This window comes from Thermosphaera aggregans (assembly GCF_014962245.1).
In the GTDB taxonomy this organism is placed as follows: Archaea; Thermoproteota; Thermoprotei_A; order Sulfolobales; family Desulfurococcaceae; genus Thermosphaera; species Thermosphaera chiliense.
Window position 1 is genome coordinate 330,337 of record NZ_CP063144.1, and the last position, 17,101, is coordinate 347,437.

At 51.3% G+C, this 17,101-nt stretch carries 15 protein-coding genes; 10 read left to right on the forward strand and 5 right to left on the reverse strand.

The window, feature by feature from the left end; translation table 11 throughout:
- Window positions 1–244: 244 nt before the first annotated feature.
- A complete protein-coding gene (locus IMZ38_RS01920; RefSeq protein ID WP_193436512.1) occupies window positions 245–2,047 on the reverse strand; it encodes an ATP-binding protein in 1,803 nt (600 codons plus the stop codon).
- 131 nt (window positions 2,048–2,178) lie between these two features.
- Between IMZ38_RS01920 and IMZ38_RS01925 the strand changes: the two genes are divergently transcribed.
- Window positions 2,179–2,334 carry a hypothetical protein gene (locus IMZ38_RS01925; RefSeq protein ID WP_193436513.1) on the forward strand — a complete coding sequence of 52 codons (156 nt, stop codon included), beginning with the start codon at window positions 2,179–2,181 and terminating at the stop codon, window positions 2,332–2,334.
- 1,075 nt (window positions 2,335–3,409) lie between these two features.
- On the opposite strand, the gene IMZ38_RS01930 is transcribed toward IMZ38_RS01925, so the two are convergent.
- The 3 genes from IMZ38_RS01930 to IMZ38_RS01940 all read right to left on the reverse strand — a co-directional run bounded on the left by IMZ38_RS01930 (window position 3,410) and on the right by IMZ38_RS01940 (window position 5,303).
- Window positions 3,410–4,219: a transglutaminase-like domain-containing protein gene (locus tag IMZ38_RS01930; protein ID WP_193436514.1), complete on the reverse strand. Its 810-nt coding sequence runs from the start codon at window positions 4,217–4,219 to the stop codon at window positions 3,410–3,412.
- Window positions 4,220–4,249: 30 nt separating this feature from the next.
- Window positions 4,250–4,591, reverse strand: coding sequence for a hypothetical protein (locus IMZ38_RS01935; RefSeq protein ID WP_193436515.1), 342 nt, complete (start codon window positions 4,589–4,591; stop codon window positions 4,250–4,252).
- 424 nt (window positions 4,592–5,015) lie between these two features.
- Window positions 5,016–5,303: a hypothetical protein gene (locus tag IMZ38_RS01940; protein WP_193436516.1), complete on the reverse strand. Its 288-nt coding sequence runs from the start codon at window positions 5,301–5,303 to the stop codon at window positions 5,016–5,018.
- A gap of 167 nt (window positions 5,304–5,470) precedes the next feature.
- On the opposite strand from IMZ38_RS01940, the gene IMZ38_RS01945 reads away from it, so the two are divergent.
- Entirely contained in the window at window positions 5,471–8,290 is a 2,820-nt protein-coding gene (locus IMZ38_RS01945; protein ID WP_227410899.1) for a DEAD/DEAH box helicase, read from the forward strand.
- A 38-nt stretch (window positions 8,291–8,328) separates the two neighbouring features.
- Here the strand turns inward: IMZ38_RS01945 and IMZ38_RS01950 are convergent, their stop codons facing one another.
- Complete coding sequence (locus tag IMZ38_RS01950; protein WP_193436874.1) at window positions 8,329–10,254, reverse strand: phosphoadenosine phosphosulfate reductase domain-containing protein; 1,926 nt, start codon at window positions 10,252–10,254, stop codon at window positions 8,329–8,331.
- A 120-nt stretch (window positions 10,255–10,374) separates the two neighbouring features.
- Here IMZ38_RS01950 and cedA1 point away from each other — a divergent pair, with 120 nt between their 5' ends.
- The 8 genes from cedA1 to IMZ38_RS01990 all read left to right on the forward strand — a co-directional run bounded on the left by cedA1 (window position 10,375) and on the right by IMZ38_RS01990 (window position 17,093).
- A complete protein-coding gene (gene cedA1 / locus IMZ38_RS01955) occupies window positions 10,375–10,632 on the forward strand; it encodes a DNA import protein CedA1 (RefSeq protein ID WP_193436875.1) in 258 nt (85 codons plus the stop codon).
- 20 nt (window positions 10,633–10,652) lie between these two features.
- A complete protein-coding gene (locus tag IMZ38_RS01960; RefSeq protein ID WP_193436517.1) occupies window positions 10,653–12,026 on the forward strand; it encodes a hypothetical protein in 1,374 nt (457 codons plus the stop codon).
- Window positions 12,023–12,184 carry a hypothetical protein gene (locus tag IMZ38_RS01965; protein WP_193436518.1) on the forward strand — a complete coding sequence of 54 codons (162 nt, stop codon included), beginning with the start codon at window positions 12,023–12,025 and terminating at the stop codon, window positions 12,182–12,184. The genes IMZ38_RS01960 and IMZ38_RS01965 overlap by 4 nt, the downstream gene beginning before the upstream one ends.
- Window positions 12,162–13,775 (forward strand): ATP-binding protein, encoded by a 1,614-nt coding sequence (locus IMZ38_RS01970; protein WP_193436519.1) that lies wholly within the window; start codon window positions 12,162–12,164, stop codon window positions 13,773–13,775. The genes IMZ38_RS01965 and IMZ38_RS01970 overlap by 23 nt, the downstream gene beginning before the upstream one ends.
- A gap of 149 nt (window positions 13,776–13,924) precedes the next feature.
- The gene (locus IMZ38_RS01975) at window positions 13,925–14,743 is read left to right on the forward strand and encodes a putative RNA uridine N3 methyltransferase (protein WP_193436520.1); all 819 of its coding nucleotides are present in this window, start codon (window positions 13,925–13,927) and stop codon (window positions 14,741–14,743) included.
- A 64-nt stretch (window positions 14,744–14,807) separates the two neighbouring features.
- A complete protein-coding gene (locus IMZ38_RS01980; RefSeq protein WP_193436521.1) occupies window positions 14,808–15,995 on the forward strand; it encodes a 50S ribosomal protein L3 in 1,188 nt (395 codons plus the stop codon).
- 10 nt (window positions 15,996–16,005) lie between these two features.
- Complete coding sequence (rpl4p, locus tag IMZ38_RS01985; protein WP_193436522.1) at window positions 16,006–16,821, forward strand: 50S ribosomal protein L4; 816 nt, start codon at window positions 16,006–16,008, stop codon at window positions 16,819–16,821.
- A complete protein-coding gene (locus tag IMZ38_RS01990; RefSeq protein ID WP_193436523.1) occupies window positions 16,818–17,093 on the forward strand; it encodes a 50S ribosomal protein L23 in 276 nt (91 codons plus the stop codon). The genes rpl4p and IMZ38_RS01990 overlap by 4 nt, the downstream gene beginning before the upstream one ends.
- Window positions 17,094–17,101 lie beyond the last annotated feature (8 nt).

Sequence of the window (17,101 nt, forward strand, 5' to 3'; positions counted from 1 at the left end):
GTGGCTTCAAATAACTAGTGTAAAATTAAGTGTTAATTCAAAATAGTGAGCACTGGGTTCAGGGACTGCGTATCCAATGGATTATTGAAATCATGGAAAGGGGCTCGCTTTTTCAAGGGCCGGGCGAGAGATTAAAACAGGATCTCGCTTAGCTCACCACCCTGATGCAGCTCCCCGGAGCAGAGATGGAAGAATAGTCTGCGTATTTGAATCGAAAACCCGTTACAGATGATTACGATTTGTTTTATCTATGGGTTGATACGGGGTTTTTGGCGATAAATACCTTGTTCAAACCTGCAATATCGACCAGGTATTCCATGGTTTTCAGGTTCATCAGGGCTGTTGAAACAGCCATTTCCTTATCGCTTGTTGAAACACCTGCTACCGATTTAACAGCGTACTCAAGGCTCTCGGGCTCGTTAATGTTGAAGAATATTTTCAACCCAGCGTTGCTGAGCAGTATTCTCGGAATGCTTTTAACATCCTGAGAAATGACCACTAGGGATATCCCGAACTTCCTGCTCTCGGAAAAAAGCCTTGACAATATCCTGTCGCCAACCCCGCCCGGGAGAACAGCCCTGACCTCGTCGACAACTATAACCAGGTCCCCCAGCCTCCTGCCGTACATGGCTGAAAGTATTGAGTAGAGGAGGGTTTCAACAAGGATTGCCCGGGAGAAGTCGCTGGCCACATTGTTAAGTCTGAGTATAACCGGCTTGTCTAGTAGCGAGGCAAGCGGCACAGGAGACTGTTTCGGGAAGTAGCGTGCAAGCATTTTCACGTAGGGGCATATCCGTGCAAACTCTTCTGGAGGATCTAAGTGTTCAGCACAGGCTTTCTCAAGATCCTGCAGGCTGGGGGGTGGCAAACCCCATGTCGAGGGATCGTTGACATCGATACCCTTCTCCAAATACGCTTTAACCAGGAGCTCCTCCAGTGCAATCCTTTGAAGCGGTCCAAGACCGAACAGGGTTGCAAGGGTTTGGGAAAACTCCTTAGACTTCTCCAAGGGGCTTAAGCCCCCGAGCTCGAGAGGGTTTAGGAAGATTTCTGATGCGTCCACAATCCTGGCTTCAGCAAGCCCTGCGTCCTCGGGCTTGTACTCTCCGTGCGGGTCTATGATCAGGACTGTTTTCCCCATTCTTGAAAACTCCCTTGACAGCTTTCTAGCAAGGAGGGACTTACCTGTCCCCGAGGCCCCTGCGATCACTACATGAGTGTTGATCATGGATTGAAGAGGCAGGTTGATATCGCCCCGAACCCTTCTCCAATACCAGCAAGGCTGGTTGCGGCTCACCCAGTTCTGGGGGAAACCCTTGTATTCGTCAACCGGGAGGCCGTGTTCAAGCTGTGCTAGAGCTCTTCCAAGGTTCAGGGACATTGCGGAGGGCTTACTGCCTGCTAACACGACCTCTTCTCCACCAGCTTGGTGAGAAGCCTCAAGCACGAGAGGTATCAGTGCTAGAGTGCTCAGCCCGGATGCCAAGCCTAGTTCAACAGTCCTCCGAGGAGAATACTCGGTTAAAAGCAGTGAGAACCCTGTAACCATGGAGAAGGGTAGGCATGCAATAATCATCAGAGGCGTGACCGATGCTCCGAGAATATAATACACCACAGCAACCAGCGAGAGGGAGACGGATGCTGAGCTAAGAAATAAGGGCGCCAACCCAGCCGAACCGTGGCGCCGCACCCCCTTGATCAAGGCGAGCAGGCTCCTAAAATCCTCAGCTTCTCTTCGCAGGCTTAAAACCACTAGCCTCTTAGACCATGAGAAGTAGAGAATAGCTATTGACAAGGGGATCGCGTAGAAGAGTTCCAGGGGAGTTTTAAAACCATCATATGTTAACAGGGAAAGTAAAAAAGTGTTCAGGACGGTTGCGTAAACCCTCCTGGACGCTAGAAGAAGGATGGTGAAGTATGTTGCTAAGACAAGTATTCTCGCCAGGGAAGCGTAGAAGCGGAGAGGGTTGGCGGTGCTTGCGAGCTCAAGAATAATAGGGAACAAGGTGTTGGCGAGTATTAGAGCGTATGCAAGCCTCGTGTTCAAAGCCTAATCCCTTTCAACCCTTGAATCACGTGCACAACCGTTCTGTTTAAAACATTGTAATTGTTCAGGATAATATATGCTTGGGATTGATAACTTTTATCCATCCTTCTAGTTTTAATGAGTGATAAGGTATGGGAGCGAATGATCAGTGTGATGTGGAGAGCATTCTCAACTATGCTAAGAAGTATGCTTTTGTGAGTTTTAAGCACAAGGGCTGCAGGATTTTTAGGGTAAGGAAGTACATTGATGTGGTGCCAGTCAAGATCAAGGTGTATGAGGATACTTAAGGCGGTATTAGAAGGTTCGTAATAACCTTCGTGTCTAATGAGTGGAAAGAACCCAAGACCGCAGGCCCCGCCACCTTCCCTGAGGTACTCGCGTGGTTGAAGAAGAAAGGAGTGGTATTATCTAAGAAGCGAAGAACTTAAGATGTGGTAGCAGCCGTTATAGAGGGCTTCATTGAGAGGGGACGGGTGGAAATCGACTACACCACCGAAGGTTAACCATGCTGTGATCGCTTCCTTAAAGCAAGACCTCTAGTGATTGCATGACGAATTTATGGTGATAGAGTTTTTAGTATAAGTGTTTCCTCGGTGCGTGATTCTCTCTTTCATCGGTCAGATCTTAGTTATAGATCCAGCGTATTCGTACAGGCCGGCCTCGTTATCGATGATTCCTCAGAGCTCGAAACCCTCGAGTAGTTAAGATTCGCAACGTACTCATGGGTGCTGGACCCGAGATAACACTTCTTGATTCTCCTCTAGGTAATACCTGAAGGGTTTGTAGTCGCCGTGACCCAGCAGGCTCCTAAGCACCTTAAGGTTTTGATCTTGGAGAGCTGTCAGGCGTAGGAGTGCCTTATGTTATCTGGACTCGTTTTCTTTTTTAGATAACGCTCTATGAAGGCATATATCACGTTCCATACCTGTCTGTTGATTAATGTGAATAGGCGCGGACTCTCCACCCTCTTCAAGTAGCGCCTCACGATCTCCCAGAATACTAATTAGAACACCAGCTGGATACTTCGTTTTTCAATTTGAGCATGCGTCAATACTTCGTGGGGTATTAGTAATAGGAAGCCTATAGAAACTTGAAACCATGCAGTAGGAAAACGCCTAAGTTCACCCTCTTCGAATGCTTTAGAACCTTTTCAAAAGCTTGTTGAACAATCCCACTACTTCAACACGTATACTCCCATGAAGTTCCGTCATGTACGTGGCGGCATCCGCGACTCACATATGTGTAAAAGGGTTTTCAACCTTTATCAGCACGAGGAAGACATTAAGTACGTGAAAACACCCCGCACCGACTCTAATAGTCCGCTGATGAAAGCTAATACTTCTCCTAGTGGCCCGTCCACACCTATGTAACTGACTTGATAATATATGCTACTATGTCTCCAAACGATCCACTGGCATCCTCGTAATATTCTCCTCTCAAGACTTCTACTCTGTAGAGAGTAATTGTTTTAATTCCTCCTTCATCACTCCACCAGTCATCATATTTTTCGAGAACATATTTTACGGGGCCAACGTCTACGAACTTGCCTGCAGGGTCTAATATTCCGACATATCCTCCCTTCATTGGCACTATTACGGCGACGTGCCCGCTCTTGAAGTTTTTAAAATCTATATCGGCTAGCCAGATGCGATATTCTTTCCCAAGATAGTAAATATCATAGTATTTCATCATTGCGTATAACAGTAGGGCCATGTCTTCACAATCGCCCTGCCCACGGCGCAGTGTAAAAGAGGGTGGCTGAACATAATTTTGTCTATAGACAAAGTAGCACTCCGAGCTCTTTTCACATACTGGAACGGGGATTTCCGGGTCGTAAGCGTACTTAATATTTGAGACAACCCATTCGTAGAGCCTCTCATAGGACTCCCAACCACTATAGGTTGAAACACCTGCCACTTCTACATACTGCTTCGTGGCTTGGACTTCCTCAAGTGTTAAAAACCTCTGCAGTGCTCTATCGAAGCTGGTGTAGTCTTCATATGTCTGTGTAATATCATATAGAGTTTTTTGCAGCTTGTTGTTCTCACTCCACAACGATATCTCTCCCATGAGGAAGATAAAGGAGATAAACAATATTGCCACAATACATTCACGGGTAGTCTTCACGCAGGCTTGATTCTCCAAGCATCCCCCCTGACCATTAGTAATCACTTTTTCGATAAAAAGTGATTCACACCAGGCTTAGTAGTTCGCTTCGATGAAAGCTATTATGTTTTCCAGCAAGTCCCCAACGTCTATTCTAATGTTTCCGTTCAGGTCTACATAGAAGAGCCTGGCCGTTTTTATCCCGCCGTGTTCTTCCCGTTCCTCACTGTACCGTGTAAACGATTCCCTAGGTGTGCCTTTGAGCATGACCCTGCCGGCCGGATCTAGAATGCCGATGTATTTGTTTCCCAAGAGGACTACGACCGCTATGTGCCCGGAGTTGTCGCTCCAAAACGACCCGTCCAGGAGCCAGGCAACGCTGACTTCTCCGCTGTAGTGGATGTCGTAGTGTCTTATTATAGCGTAGAGGGTGGTCATGCCCTTACAATCTCTACCCAGTGCAGAAGCGTGAAAGAAGGTGATTGGTAGTACTTCCGCGTCACGCACCTGGGAACGAGGGTACAGGATCGTGCACGTAGTCGAATATAGCGTTGTGCGTGAAGCCCAGTCCATCGGCATGTCAAATTTCGCTAAAATGTATTTCAACCCGCTTACTGTTAACATGCACTTCCCGCTGTAATCTACCGCACTCGTCCCTGCCTTCATCAGCGGATGACCAGCGAAGAGGTTAATGCACTTTACGTAGTGCTCCAGGTGGAGGGATTCGCAATTCTTTTAGTCTTTTCTAATTGCTTCTACTTGTTGTTCTGTCGCTGTGGGTTTAAGAGCTTCGCTATGGGTTTTCCCGAAAAACCGAGGTTTCCGCTAATAGCATGGTTTAGGGGGAACCCTAATGCATCCGTTACGGAGGCGGTCTTATCCCCCCTCTCCATCCCCGCTCGAACGTGCTGTAGAGGCCGGACTGCCAAGGGCTAGGTTGCAACTTAACCTCCTCCTTAATCTTCTCGGCGGCTTTCCTGTCCACGTTTTCATCTGCCTGCTTCACGGCTAGGTAGGTTTCATGTACTATTAGCGAGAGGCGCTGAGGCAGGGACATACCTAGCAACACGCAAATTTCGGCAAGCTCGTCAACATATATCCCTGGCAGTTTAACGCTTTCATACTCAACCCTAATCCTACTCCATGGCACGCATTCATTCCAGTAAATTGTTGCTCAAATCCCATTGAATGGAGGAACCCAAGTAAGAGTAGGGTGGGAGTCAGGAAACGCTTTGACTTTGCTGAGATCTGCCTGAGAGCTTTTCCGCCACCAACTTCGCCCTTATTAGGATAAAAGGGTTATATGGATATGTATGCTTGGATGTTGAAATGCCTGGGAAGATTGCTGAGTGCTTGAAAAGCCTTGGCTATGAGAGATTCACCGAGCTTCAGAGGAGGAGTTTTGAAAGCATTGCTCTCAGGAATTCTTCAACGCTCATAGTTGCCCCGACCGGGAGCGGTAAGACCGAGGCTGCTGTAATCCCTGTGATGTACTCGATCCTTAAGCAGGGGTTGAAGCCTATTGCATGCATATATATCACCCCGCTTAGAGCGCTTAACAGGGATATTGAGAAGCGTTTGAAAAAGCTTGCAGAATGCTTCGGCCTCGAGATCTCGCTTAAACACGGCGACACCCCTGAAACAGTTAGGAAAGCCATTCTTGAAAACCCGCCCCACATACTCGTCACAACCCCGGAGAACTTCAACTACATCATGGTTAACGAGAAGCTCGCCCCCAGCCTCGCAAACCTCAGGTTCATAGTTTTCGACGAGTTCCACGAGCTCCTCGAGAGCAAGAGAGGGTTGCTCGCCTTCACGACAAGCTTCCTGCTCGAGAAGAAGCTTGGGAGGAGACTTGTGAAAATAGCCTTGTCAGCAACCCTTTCAAACCCTGAGAGAGCCGGGGAGATCCTTGCATGGGGGGAGAAGCCAAGCCTTGTAGAGGACTCAACGGTTAAGAAGATGAGCATCACAGTAGAGGTGCCAGAGTGCAACAGCGACCTGTGCTTCCAGGTGAAAAATATTATCGGCGATGAGAAACAGGCTGCGAGGATTGCGAGAATAATAGAGCTCGTTGAGAAGCACGCGGGAGTGTTAATCTTCGTAAACACGAGATCCCTGGCGGAGAGGCTTGGCTCCCTGTTGAAAACCATCCCTGAGAAGCTCGGGCTCCCCGGGCTAAGGGTTGAAGTACACCACGGTAGCCTCTCGAGAAGCCACAGAGAGAGCGTTGAATCATCCTTTAAGAAGCGTGAAGTTAAAGCACTGGTTTCAACCTCGAGCATGGAGCTCGGCATAGACGTAGGCCACGTAGACCTCGTAATCCAGTACCTGTCGCCCAGGCAGGCTACCAGGCTCACGCAGAGAGTTGGCAGAAGCGGGCACAGGCTCACGGGGGAGTCCAAGGGCGTTGTCCTAAGCATGGATAACACCATACACTTCCTCGAATCCCTAGTGCTCGCTAAGAGAACGGTTGAGAAAGCGATTGAGAAGGAAGAGATAATATATTCCCCTCTCGACGTCCTAGCCTACGCCATGGCTGTTGAATCACTCCTCTTCAAAGAAGGCTTCAGCAAGGAGGGCTTCTACACCGAGATAAAGCAACACCCTCTCTACAAGGATTTGACAACTGAGGAGTATGAGAAGCTGGTGGATTACATGGTTTACACGAGGATACTCCGAGAAGAAGCCGGGATCCTCAGGCACACCAGGAAGACAAGGATTTACCTCTACAAAACCTCCATGATCCCCTCCAGCAGGGATGTAATGGTCGTCGAGGCTGCGAGCAACAGGAGGATTGGGAGTTTAAACGAGGAGTACGTGGTTTTAAACGTGAACCCCGGCGACACCATCATAATCGGGGGCAACGCGTGGAGGGTTGTAGGCTACGATGACGCCGAGGCCAAGCTGTACGTTGAGAAAACAGCTGCAAGCATTGAGGAAGCCCTAATACCCCACTGGGAAGGGGAGAACATACCGGTTGAATACGACGTCGCCGAGGAGGTGGGCAGGCTTATCACTTACTTGAAAACCCATGGGGAAATACCCGGCGACTATGCGGCCTCCGCCCCGGGGAGGACAAGGGTTGAGGTTGCCGAAGACCTCTGCGGCTGGGAGAAGATATGCGTGGACTACGTGGAGGAGTTGCGGTCAGTACTCGTCACTGTTTACGGTGGAAGCAAGGTTAACAACCTTTTAAGGGAAATCCTGGCAACCGTTCTCAAGAACCGGCTCCCACACGTGGATGTTGAATCATACTCATCACCCTACACGCTGGTTTTAAGGATAAAAGGATACCACACGCCGAGAGAGGTGACCGGGATTGTCCAGGAGGCGCTGGCAAGGCTGGGGAGCTATCTTGATAGAGACTTCCTCAAACAGGTTGCGAGGAACGGGAAGGCTCTCTACTGGAGGATATTCCAGGTTGGGCAGAGGTTCGGCGCGATAACCCCTGGTGAAACAAGGGTTTCCAAGACAATGCTCGAAGCCTTTGTAGACACCGTGATAGGTGATGAAGCCTTCAGGGAGGTGCTGGTTAAAGACTACGATATTGATTCAGCAGCAGAGCTGGCTGAGAGGATTGCGAGGGGGGATGTAAGGGTTGAGGCAAGGTATTTCGAGAAGCTTGGGCAGGGACACCTGGAGCTCCTAGGATACATCGAGATCCCGGTCGCATCCTCCATCATAACCCTAGACAGGGAGCAGTATGCTGAGAGGCTTTTCAACAGGCGTGCCAGACTCCTCTGCATAAGATGCGGGTACGAGGTATCCGGGACGGTTAGGGAGCTGGCAAAGATGGAGAAGTACGTCTGCCCCAAGTGCAAAACCGCTACGCTAGCCCTTGTCAAGACTGATGGGGAGGAGGAGAAAAAGGTTATCGCCAAGGCTAGGAGAGGTGAGAGGTTGACCAGTAGTGAGCAAGCCCTTCTCGAAGACCTTGCCAAGAGAGCCATAATACTCTACAAGCACGGGAAGACAGCGTTGCTAGCTCTCTCAGCAAGAGGCGTCGGCGCCTCCGAGGCTGCTAGAATACTCTCCAAGGTCAGCAGCGGCGGCGACCTTCTCAGCGAGATCTATGAGAGCGAGAAGAAGTATTTGAAAGCGAAGAAGTACATTGACGCGAAGAAGCAGTCCTAAAGCAGGAGCCAGGCCTACCCGCCCCGCCAGCATAGCCCTTAGCTGAACTTCAACCGCTTCCTCGAAGGCCTCTTGAAAGCTTTCGGGCTGTCCAGTATAAGCGGGACAACAACCTTCTCAACCAGCTGATCGCTTATAGGGCAGGATTCAAGATACTGCCTCCTAACCTTCTCGTCAACCCTGCTCTCGAGCACTGGTCCCTGGGGAGTGAGCCTTGCAACCCCTCTCGGAGCCCACAGTATGCAGCTCCCGCATTTAACACAGCCGTACATCCTGTAGATTATTTTTAAAACATCGACAAGGTCTTCAAGGCTTTCGCCAGGGGCGAAGGGCTTAGCCTCAACCATATCTTCCTTTATAATAATATTAGTGTTAGGGGTTGAGATCTCGACCACGCCATCTCCCTCCCCGTATGAGAAGCCGATTCCCTCCGTATTAGCTTTCAGAACACTCCTGTACCCGTCGCTGACAACCTTCCTGTTGAAAAATAGTTTCAACCCTTCCTCCCCCTGGGTTTTCGAGACGGGTGCAAGGTTGACGCTGCTTGCGAGAAGCCTCCTCCTATACTCATCCCTCCAGTCAATACTGTATCCTTGAACATGCCGTGCAATCCTCTTCTTAGCTGAAGCAGGCGTCAGCCACCTCCACAATCCAAGCTTAACCCACTCCTCAGGCTGGTTCAAGCTCCTCCTCCAGTACTCGAGAAGCCTCCTCCACCTCTCCCAGAGCTCGGGGTATGTTTCCTCAACATCCTTGAACTCTGCGAGAGTGCTCGAGGGGCATAGGAAGCATCCCAGCCTGTCGAAACCCTTCAAGTAGAGCTTGTTGAAGGGGAGGTTGTACTTGAAAATGTAGAGCCAGCCGGAAAGCTGCCCCCAGTACTGTATAGGGGATGTTGTCACCAGGTGTGGTATCCACTTATTCCTCCACACCCTGGGGCTCTTAGCCCTGTCGAGCGATTCGTAAGCTCTCTGGCCGACAATGTTGAACGCTCCATTAGGCCACAGGGCCCTTGTCAACCTCGCTATTGGAACCAGCTTCGCGATCTTGCAGCACCACCTGTAATCCTTCCCCGGGGGGCCGAAGACCTCAACGCCCCGCCAGAACACGTCCCCTGCGGACGCTACGTGAAGCTTTAGCCCATACCTCTCCGAGACTTCCTCGACATTACTGATGGTTTCCGGGAGCTCGAGCCCGGTGTCGTTGAAAACCATTTCACCCCCGCCCAGGGCTTTAACGGTCAGGTCCAGCGCTATCAGGCTGTCCTTCCCGCCGCTGTAAGATATTATCACGGGCAGGCTGTACCTTGCGTGAAGCTTTTCGAGAAACCTCTTAGAAGATTCCTCGAGGGTTTTCAACCCCTCCTCGTTATGCTTCAACACGTCTTGAATGCTAGCCGCCCTCCCGCTGGTCTCCACTGGCCTTGACTTGTCGTGGAATGTTTTAACGATCACGAGCTTGTCACCGTACTTCTCAGCAAGGCCTCTAATCCTGTTCCTGGAATCCACCACCACGACCTGGTTGTCGCTAACCCCGGAGGCCTCCACCACCCTGCCCGTGTAGACTGGGCCGTCAACCCTTTGATCCTTGACAAGCTTCTCCTCGAGGGCGAGCACGGCTCCCGAGTAGGTTAGCCTGAACCTCCACTTCTCCCGGAACGGGTCGTAGTACAGCTGGCCGAGGACGTTGCCTGAGGCAACCACTTCCCACATATGGTCCCAGTGAGGGGTTTTGTTTAAAAGCACGAACTGGTTTTCGAAAAACCTGCGGTATAGCTCGGGGCTCCCGTACTCATGGGTTACAGCCTTCTCCAGCTTCTCAAGATCCCCCTGGAAGGCTGGGCGCGCGTCCCCGGGCTCCGACAGCCTCACCACGTAGTAAAGGTCTATCTCCTCCTGCCTCGGCTTGACAACAGGTATGTTCCGCCATGGATCCCAGTATATTCTCGCAACCCTAGGCCACATCCTCAATCAGCAACACCTATCTCCCTGAGAGCTTTGATTGGAAAACAGTATTTTATCCCGTAAGTTTCACCCAACCCGCCTCGTAATCTAAATGCGATACATACGGTGTCAGGCTTGGACATGCTGGAGTTTGTGAGAAACCTTACCCTGGCGATTGTTGGGTTAGCATGGGTGGTTTTCATGCTTTCCTGGGCTGTCGGCTGGGTTTTGAAAGGCCTTCCACTACCGTTTATAAGGGTTAAGAAGACTGGTGCGAGGATAATAGAGGATACTGTGTGGGCTGCATTCTGGCTTGCAATGGGCACTACAGTGTTCGCTGCCATATCGTACGTGGTATCAGTGGTCTACCAGCCGATGCCCCCGCCCCCCACGGTTTAACCTAGCGCTATGGCAACGGGTTGCCCATGGACTTTCTCGTAGCAGCCTTCTACCTCTCAGTACTCTCATACTACCTCGGCGTCCTGCTCAAAGCCCTCCCAATACCTGTTTACGGTTTGAAAAAGCTTGCTAACGCTTTAATCATGGACGGCATCTACTCCGCAATCCTTGCTTTCTCGTTCAGGATCCTCCTGTGGCTCGTGGAATACTTAAGCGTCCTCCTAGGGGTTGACTGGGAGTACTACACCGCGTGGGTTTTAACAAGGCTTAACGAGCTCCTAGCCATGATAGGTGTTTTGAAAATCATAGGCTCACTCCTCAGCAGGTCCGGGCTATCCTTCATCTCGACAGGGTTGATAAGCCCCTTGGCAAGCCACCTCGCAACTGTTTCAACAACCATCATAGTCATCTACACCGCCAGCAGTGTGGTTAACAGGCTGAGGGAGATGCTGATAGCTCTCGGCATAATGCTCCACGCAGTCCCCTTCAGGCTAACCAGGAGCGTGGGGGCAGCGGTGATATCGGTTTCAATAGTTTTCTCAACCGCTGCGCCCTTAATGCCCGTCTTCGTTGAAAAAGTCTCGCAGGGAACACCCCCCATCCCGTACAACCAGGGCGAGGTTTACACGGCCAGCCTACTCTTCAAGGACATGTTCAACAACCCCGTCGGCTACGCAGTCGTTGAGGGTTACGGGCCGGAGGGGGATTTAATCTACAGGTACCTTGTCAGCGAGAAAGGAGCTGTCTACAAATCCTTCTACAGCGGCGGGTTCCCAAGGTTTGAGCACACCCTTGTCCTCGGGTTCGCCGACAAGCAGTACATGGTAGTGTTCAACCCTTCGAAGCACGCTGTCAACGGAATGGTCAACGCTTCCCTGAAGCTGCCGGATGCGGCCTCCATAGGGGTTAACAGGATACTGTTCTTCAACTGCGAGGCTAAACCGGTGTCGTACTCCAAGGAGGGGAACAGCACGGTCGTGGTTGTTGAAACACGAGGCTCCTGCAGCGTTGAAGCATTCATACAGTCCGGGGACAACGCCGTAATCCTTGTCAACAATTCAAGGATTGAGGGATGGGTTAACGCTTCATGGAGCGGTTTAAGCTTGTTGAAAACCGTTTTCGAAATACCTTCAGGCGTGTCAAACATAACTGTTAACGCGTGGTTTAAAGGGTATGCTAGACCATTCGTCGACGAGCACTACTTCACTGCATCGCTGATAGATGTCAACGTTCTCGAGCCGGAGTCGATGATATACTGGGTCTCCCTCGCAGTTGTCGACCTGATGATCCTTCCGCTAGTTTACACAGCCATGCTTGCAACTATTTCACTAACGGTTGCAAGACTTCTCGGAGGTGTCTCACCACGCGTGGCAAGGTTTTTCACAGGGGTTTGAGAAATCCTCGGCTACTTCTAACAGCACTATCCCTGATCCTGGCCCTAGCGTGTTTTCTGAACGGTGAATATGGTGCTGCTTTAGCTATTGCTTCAACAGCGGTTTTCCTCGAGCTTGTTTCAAGGTGGGCTGGTGTTGAAGATTATAGAGAGGATTAAGTCGAGCCTTGGCCTCGTGAGCGGGGATTTGAGAATAGAGCCGCCGGATCTTGTTACACTCTTTGGGGAGAAGGGAGTGATCGTGTCCAGGATCCTTGTCTGCGACAGCGTGGACTACTCTGTCAGGGATTTCAACGAGTCCTCGGCGAGAAAGTATGTTGAAACCTTTGCCTCAATACTCGACAAGCTCCCGGTTAACTCCGAGGTAAGGATTGTCAAGGATGAGGTTGATTTGAAATGGTTTGCCCGAAGGCTTGTCAACGAGATCCTGAACACCAGGGTCAAGCTGGAGGGGTCGCAGGATGAGCACAGCAGGGTTAAGCACAGGGTGAAGCTTGAAGTCCTGAGCAAGCTCTACGAGGCCTTGCTTAAAGGCGAACCCTTCACCAGCACCGTCCTCCTGGTCAAGATAAGGGTGTTCGCAAGGAGCGTGGAGGAGGCTAGGTCTCTTCTCGAATACCATGAGTCAGCTGTTTCAAGAGTTTTCAAAACATACTACGGCTTAACCCTGAGGAGGGCTTCGAAGAGCGAGCTGGTGAGGATTTTAAGACTGGACCTCAACCTTGAAGCATTCAACAATATACAACCCGTTGTTTCAGAATCGAGGAGGCTTGGCTTCATACACCCGTTCCCTCCTGAGAAGAAGAGCGTGTTCACGGACGGTGTCTTCCTAGGGGTTGACCTGAGGGATAACAGGCCTGTTCAAATACCTGTCGAACAACTCTACAAGCACATGGTTGTCATAGGCCCAACCGGAAGGGGGAAGACAGCTCTGCTCGCATCCTTGATAGAGTCTGCAAGCGTATTCGACGAGTTGAAAACCCTCTCCATAGACTTCAAAGGAGACTTGGCAAAGTACCTCCCCCAGGGGTTGACGAGGGTTTTAACCCCCGAGGATGTTGTGGTGAACCTTGCCCACAAGCCCCGCTGGCTGAGCGATGCTGACTGGAGGATGATAGTGGTTGACTCCTTGTCAACCTCCCTGAACACGGATCCTGGCAGGGTTCTCGAAGCGCTTGAACTAGTCGAGGGATCAGGGATCACCGCTCTCCTCCACCGGGGCGAGGGCTCAGTGCTCCTCCCATTGTTCGAGCTTTTCAACAGGCCTCCGAGATACGAGCTTCTCGAAAGCATTCACAAGGAGAACGTGCTTTTACAGCTCCAGGGCAGGAGCATACTGTTCCAAAACGTGTACGCTGGCATCGTGATAGGGGTTTTGAGAAACGGGCTTTCAAGAAGGGAGGGCTTCAGCAACCTACTCGTGATCGATGAGGCGTGGAGGGTTAGCAGGCTCCGCTCACTGGTCGAGCTGGTTAAGGAGGGGAGGAGCTGGAGGGTTGGCGTTGTAATAGCTACTCAGAACCCTGGGGATGTTCCGAGAGAAATACTTGAGAATGCTTCAAACCTTGTATTCTTCGGCTCCCTTGACGCTGACTACGTTGAGAAAGTGGTTAAGTCGACAGGGGTTGGGGCTGAATACGCACAGCGCATCATGAAGCTGGGGATTGGGGAAGCACTCTACGTTAACACTGAGGAGGCGGCTCCCGTTCTATTAAGGGTTAAAACACCCATGGGCTTAAACAGCTCGTGATTTAAAACCCTTTCAAAGCATTAAAAACTCTCAGTGGTTTCAGAGAGGTGTTGGCTGATGGGCGGTAGGCAGAGAACAACCATTTTCATGACCAAGGAAAAAGTCAGGCCCGGGGAGAAGCAGGCTAAGGAGAAGCAATAGGGTTTTAAATGACCGAGGTAGACGTTGCAGTCCCCACGAGCATTCTCCGGGTGGAGTCAACCCTTCTTTTAAAAACCCTCAGGATCCATCAAGTAGCTAGGATCCTAGGGATTTTCGGGGTTTCAAGAGCATTCTTCTACAAGGATTTCGAGACCGATCTCTCTGCGCACAGGGAGTATGTTAGGCTGATCAGGAAGCACTGGGAGTACTTCTTCACACCCCCCTACCTGAGAAGGAGGCTTGTGCCGAGAAGCCCCGTCCTGAAGCATGTTGGAATCCTCCCTCCCATCCGCCTGGAATGGTTCGACGTCCCCCGCGGGCTCAAACCCGGGGATGAAAGAGTTGGATACGTGTTCAAGAAGAGCGGGAGCTTCAAAGTATATATTGACTCCTCAAGGGTTTTCGACGCAACCGGTGAGTGCAGGGAGGGGTTGACAGTTATCAGGATAGTGGATCCCGAGGAGAAGATTGCTGAGTGTGTGGACAGGGACTTCTACAAGGGGCCTGAGCTCCGGTTCACGGATAGTTTCAAGCAGCTTGTAGAGGGCAACAGGGATGCGAGGATCGTGGCGACTAGCAGGTATGGGCGTGTCCCAGGCTTCGACGAGCTCTCAGCCCTAGCATCCAGTAGCAGGGTTTTAATACTGTTCGGATCCCCGGGGAGAGGGCTTCACGATATAGCTGGTGCTGAGGGGCTCAGGCTCGAGGAGCTTGGAGACGTGTGGAACACTGTGCCCGGTCAAAAAGTTAAAACTGTGAGAACGGAGGAGGCTTTAATAATAACTCTTGGACTAGTAAACCATGCTTTAAAATTAAAAAGGATCTGAAAAATTAGATTGAACAATATGCTTTAAAACCTGTATAATAATCCATCCATGAAGGTGGAAGCTAATGGGTCATCGAAAGCTGCACGCGCCGAGACGCGGAAGCCTTGGCGTTAGACCGAGGAAGAGAGCGGAGGAGCTGACTCCCCGCGTCAAGACATGGCCTGTTAAAACATGGGCTGAGCTGGTGCTGGAGAAGTATGGGAAGGAGGCTGAGAAGCACGGTGTAGTGTCGAAGCCTGTGCTACTGGGCTTCGCCGCGTACAAGGCTGGCATGACCCATGGTTTAATGGTTGAGGACAGGCCTCACACTCCTTTCACGGGTAAGGAGGTTTTCACGCCCGTAACCATCCTGGATGCCCCGCCCATGGTTATCCTTGGGCTACGTGCTTACGGTTTTGGAGAGCAGGGAGGCCTCGTCTCCCTCGGCGAGGCCTGGAGGAGCCCTGTTGAAGCAGTGGGGAGGGCTTACGAGGAATACTACAGCAAGAACCCCTTGCTCACCGACAGTGTTGACAGCGTTGTCAGGAAGTACCTGCAGGGGCTTAGGAAGCTCAACCACGGCCTTGTAAAACCTGATCCAACAGGTAAGTACGGGTTCAAGTTCGTGGAGACCAACTGGGAGGAGGCTTTCAAGAAAGTATTCACCGGCAACGTTGTCGAGGTTAGAGCGCTGGCTTCAACAATACCTGTTCTCTCAGGCTTCGGTAAGAAGAAGCCTGAGATCGTTGAGATAAAGATAGGCGGGGGAAAGGTTGAGGAAGTTGTGAAGTACGGGGAGAGCATTCTCGGCGGATTGGTAACGGCTAAGGATGTTTTCACCGAGGGACAGTTCATCGATGTGATAGGGGTTACCAAGGGCAAGGGCTTCCAGGGCGTGGTGAAAAGGTTTGGCGTGAAAGTGCTTCCGAGATGGCATAAGCACAGGAAGGGTGCTAGGAAGATAGGGTCGAGGAGCCCTGCTTTCGGAACAATGAGCGAGCCTCCGCAGGCTGGTCAGACAGGATTCCACCGTAGAACCGACTACAACAAGCGTGTCCTCAGGATAGGGTTGAACGGTCTTGAGGTAACGCCCAGCGGCGGCTTCCTACACTACGGCCTCGTTTACGGACCCTACTTGATGCTGAAGGGCACGGTGTTCGGCCCTGCCAAGAGGTTGTTGATACTGAGACACCCTGTTAGACCTCCTGCATGGCTCCCGATAGAGCCTCCCAGGATCACGTACTTAAACCTTGAGAGTAAGCAAGGTGTTTAGGTGGTAGCCCATGACTTGGACTTTAATGGTTCCCAGGCAGGTTGACAGGTTAACGGTGAAGGTTTTCAACACCGAGGGGGGTGAGGCCGGCAGTATCGAACTCCCCCCGGTGTTCCAGCTACCTGTTAGGAAGGACTTGATAAGGAGGGCCTTCCTCTCAGCTTTCACAGCCATGCTCCAGCCTAAGGGCAGGGACCCGATGGCTGGCAGGAGGACAACCGCCAAGTACTGGGGAGTTGGCTACGGTATTGCGAGAGTCCCGAGACTCCCCAATGGAACGGCCAGGTTCGTGGTTAGCACTAGGAAGGGGCACCTGGCATTCCCGCCAACGCCTGAGAGAAAGCTTCACGAGGAGGTTAACAAGAAGGAGAGGGTTTACGCGATAGCCTCAGCTTTAGCGGCTACTTCAAGGATTGAGCTGGTTAAAGCCCGCGGGCATGTGTTCACAGCTGACACGCTCCCCATCATAGTCCTGGATGATGCCGAGGAGAAGATAAGCGATTCGAAGCAGGCTAGGGAGTGGCTCTCAAAGCTAGGCTTATGGGATGATGTTGTCAGAAGCCAGGAGGGCACCGGGATCAGGGCTGGTAAGGGCAAGATGAGGGGGCGCAGGTATGTTGAGCCTAAGAGCATACTCTTCGTCCTCACAAGCTATGAGAAGCCGCTTGCCAAGGCTGTTAGAAACTTCCCTGGCGTGGATATTGCGACACCCGGGAACCTGGGGATACTGCACCTGGCGCCCGGCGGGGTGCCCGGGAGGCTTACAGTTTTCTCGAAGACAGCTCTCGAAGAGGTTGCCAGGAAGTTCGAGGTGGTGTTCCTGTGAGCAGTGAGACCGAAAGGCTTTACAGCATAATAGTGAGGCCTGTTCAGAGCGAGAAAGCCCTGGGCATGATTGACAAGCAGAACACTTTAACCTTCATAGTGGATATCAACGCTAGCAAGCAGGATGTGAAGAGGGCTGTTGAAACACTGTTCAACGTTAAGGTTGAAAAGGTCAGGATACTTGTAACCCCTAAGGGGGAGAAGAAGGCTTACGTCAAGCTGGCTCCGGAGTACAAGGCCAGCGACGTGGCGGCTCAAATAGGCTTGATCTAGGGGTGGTT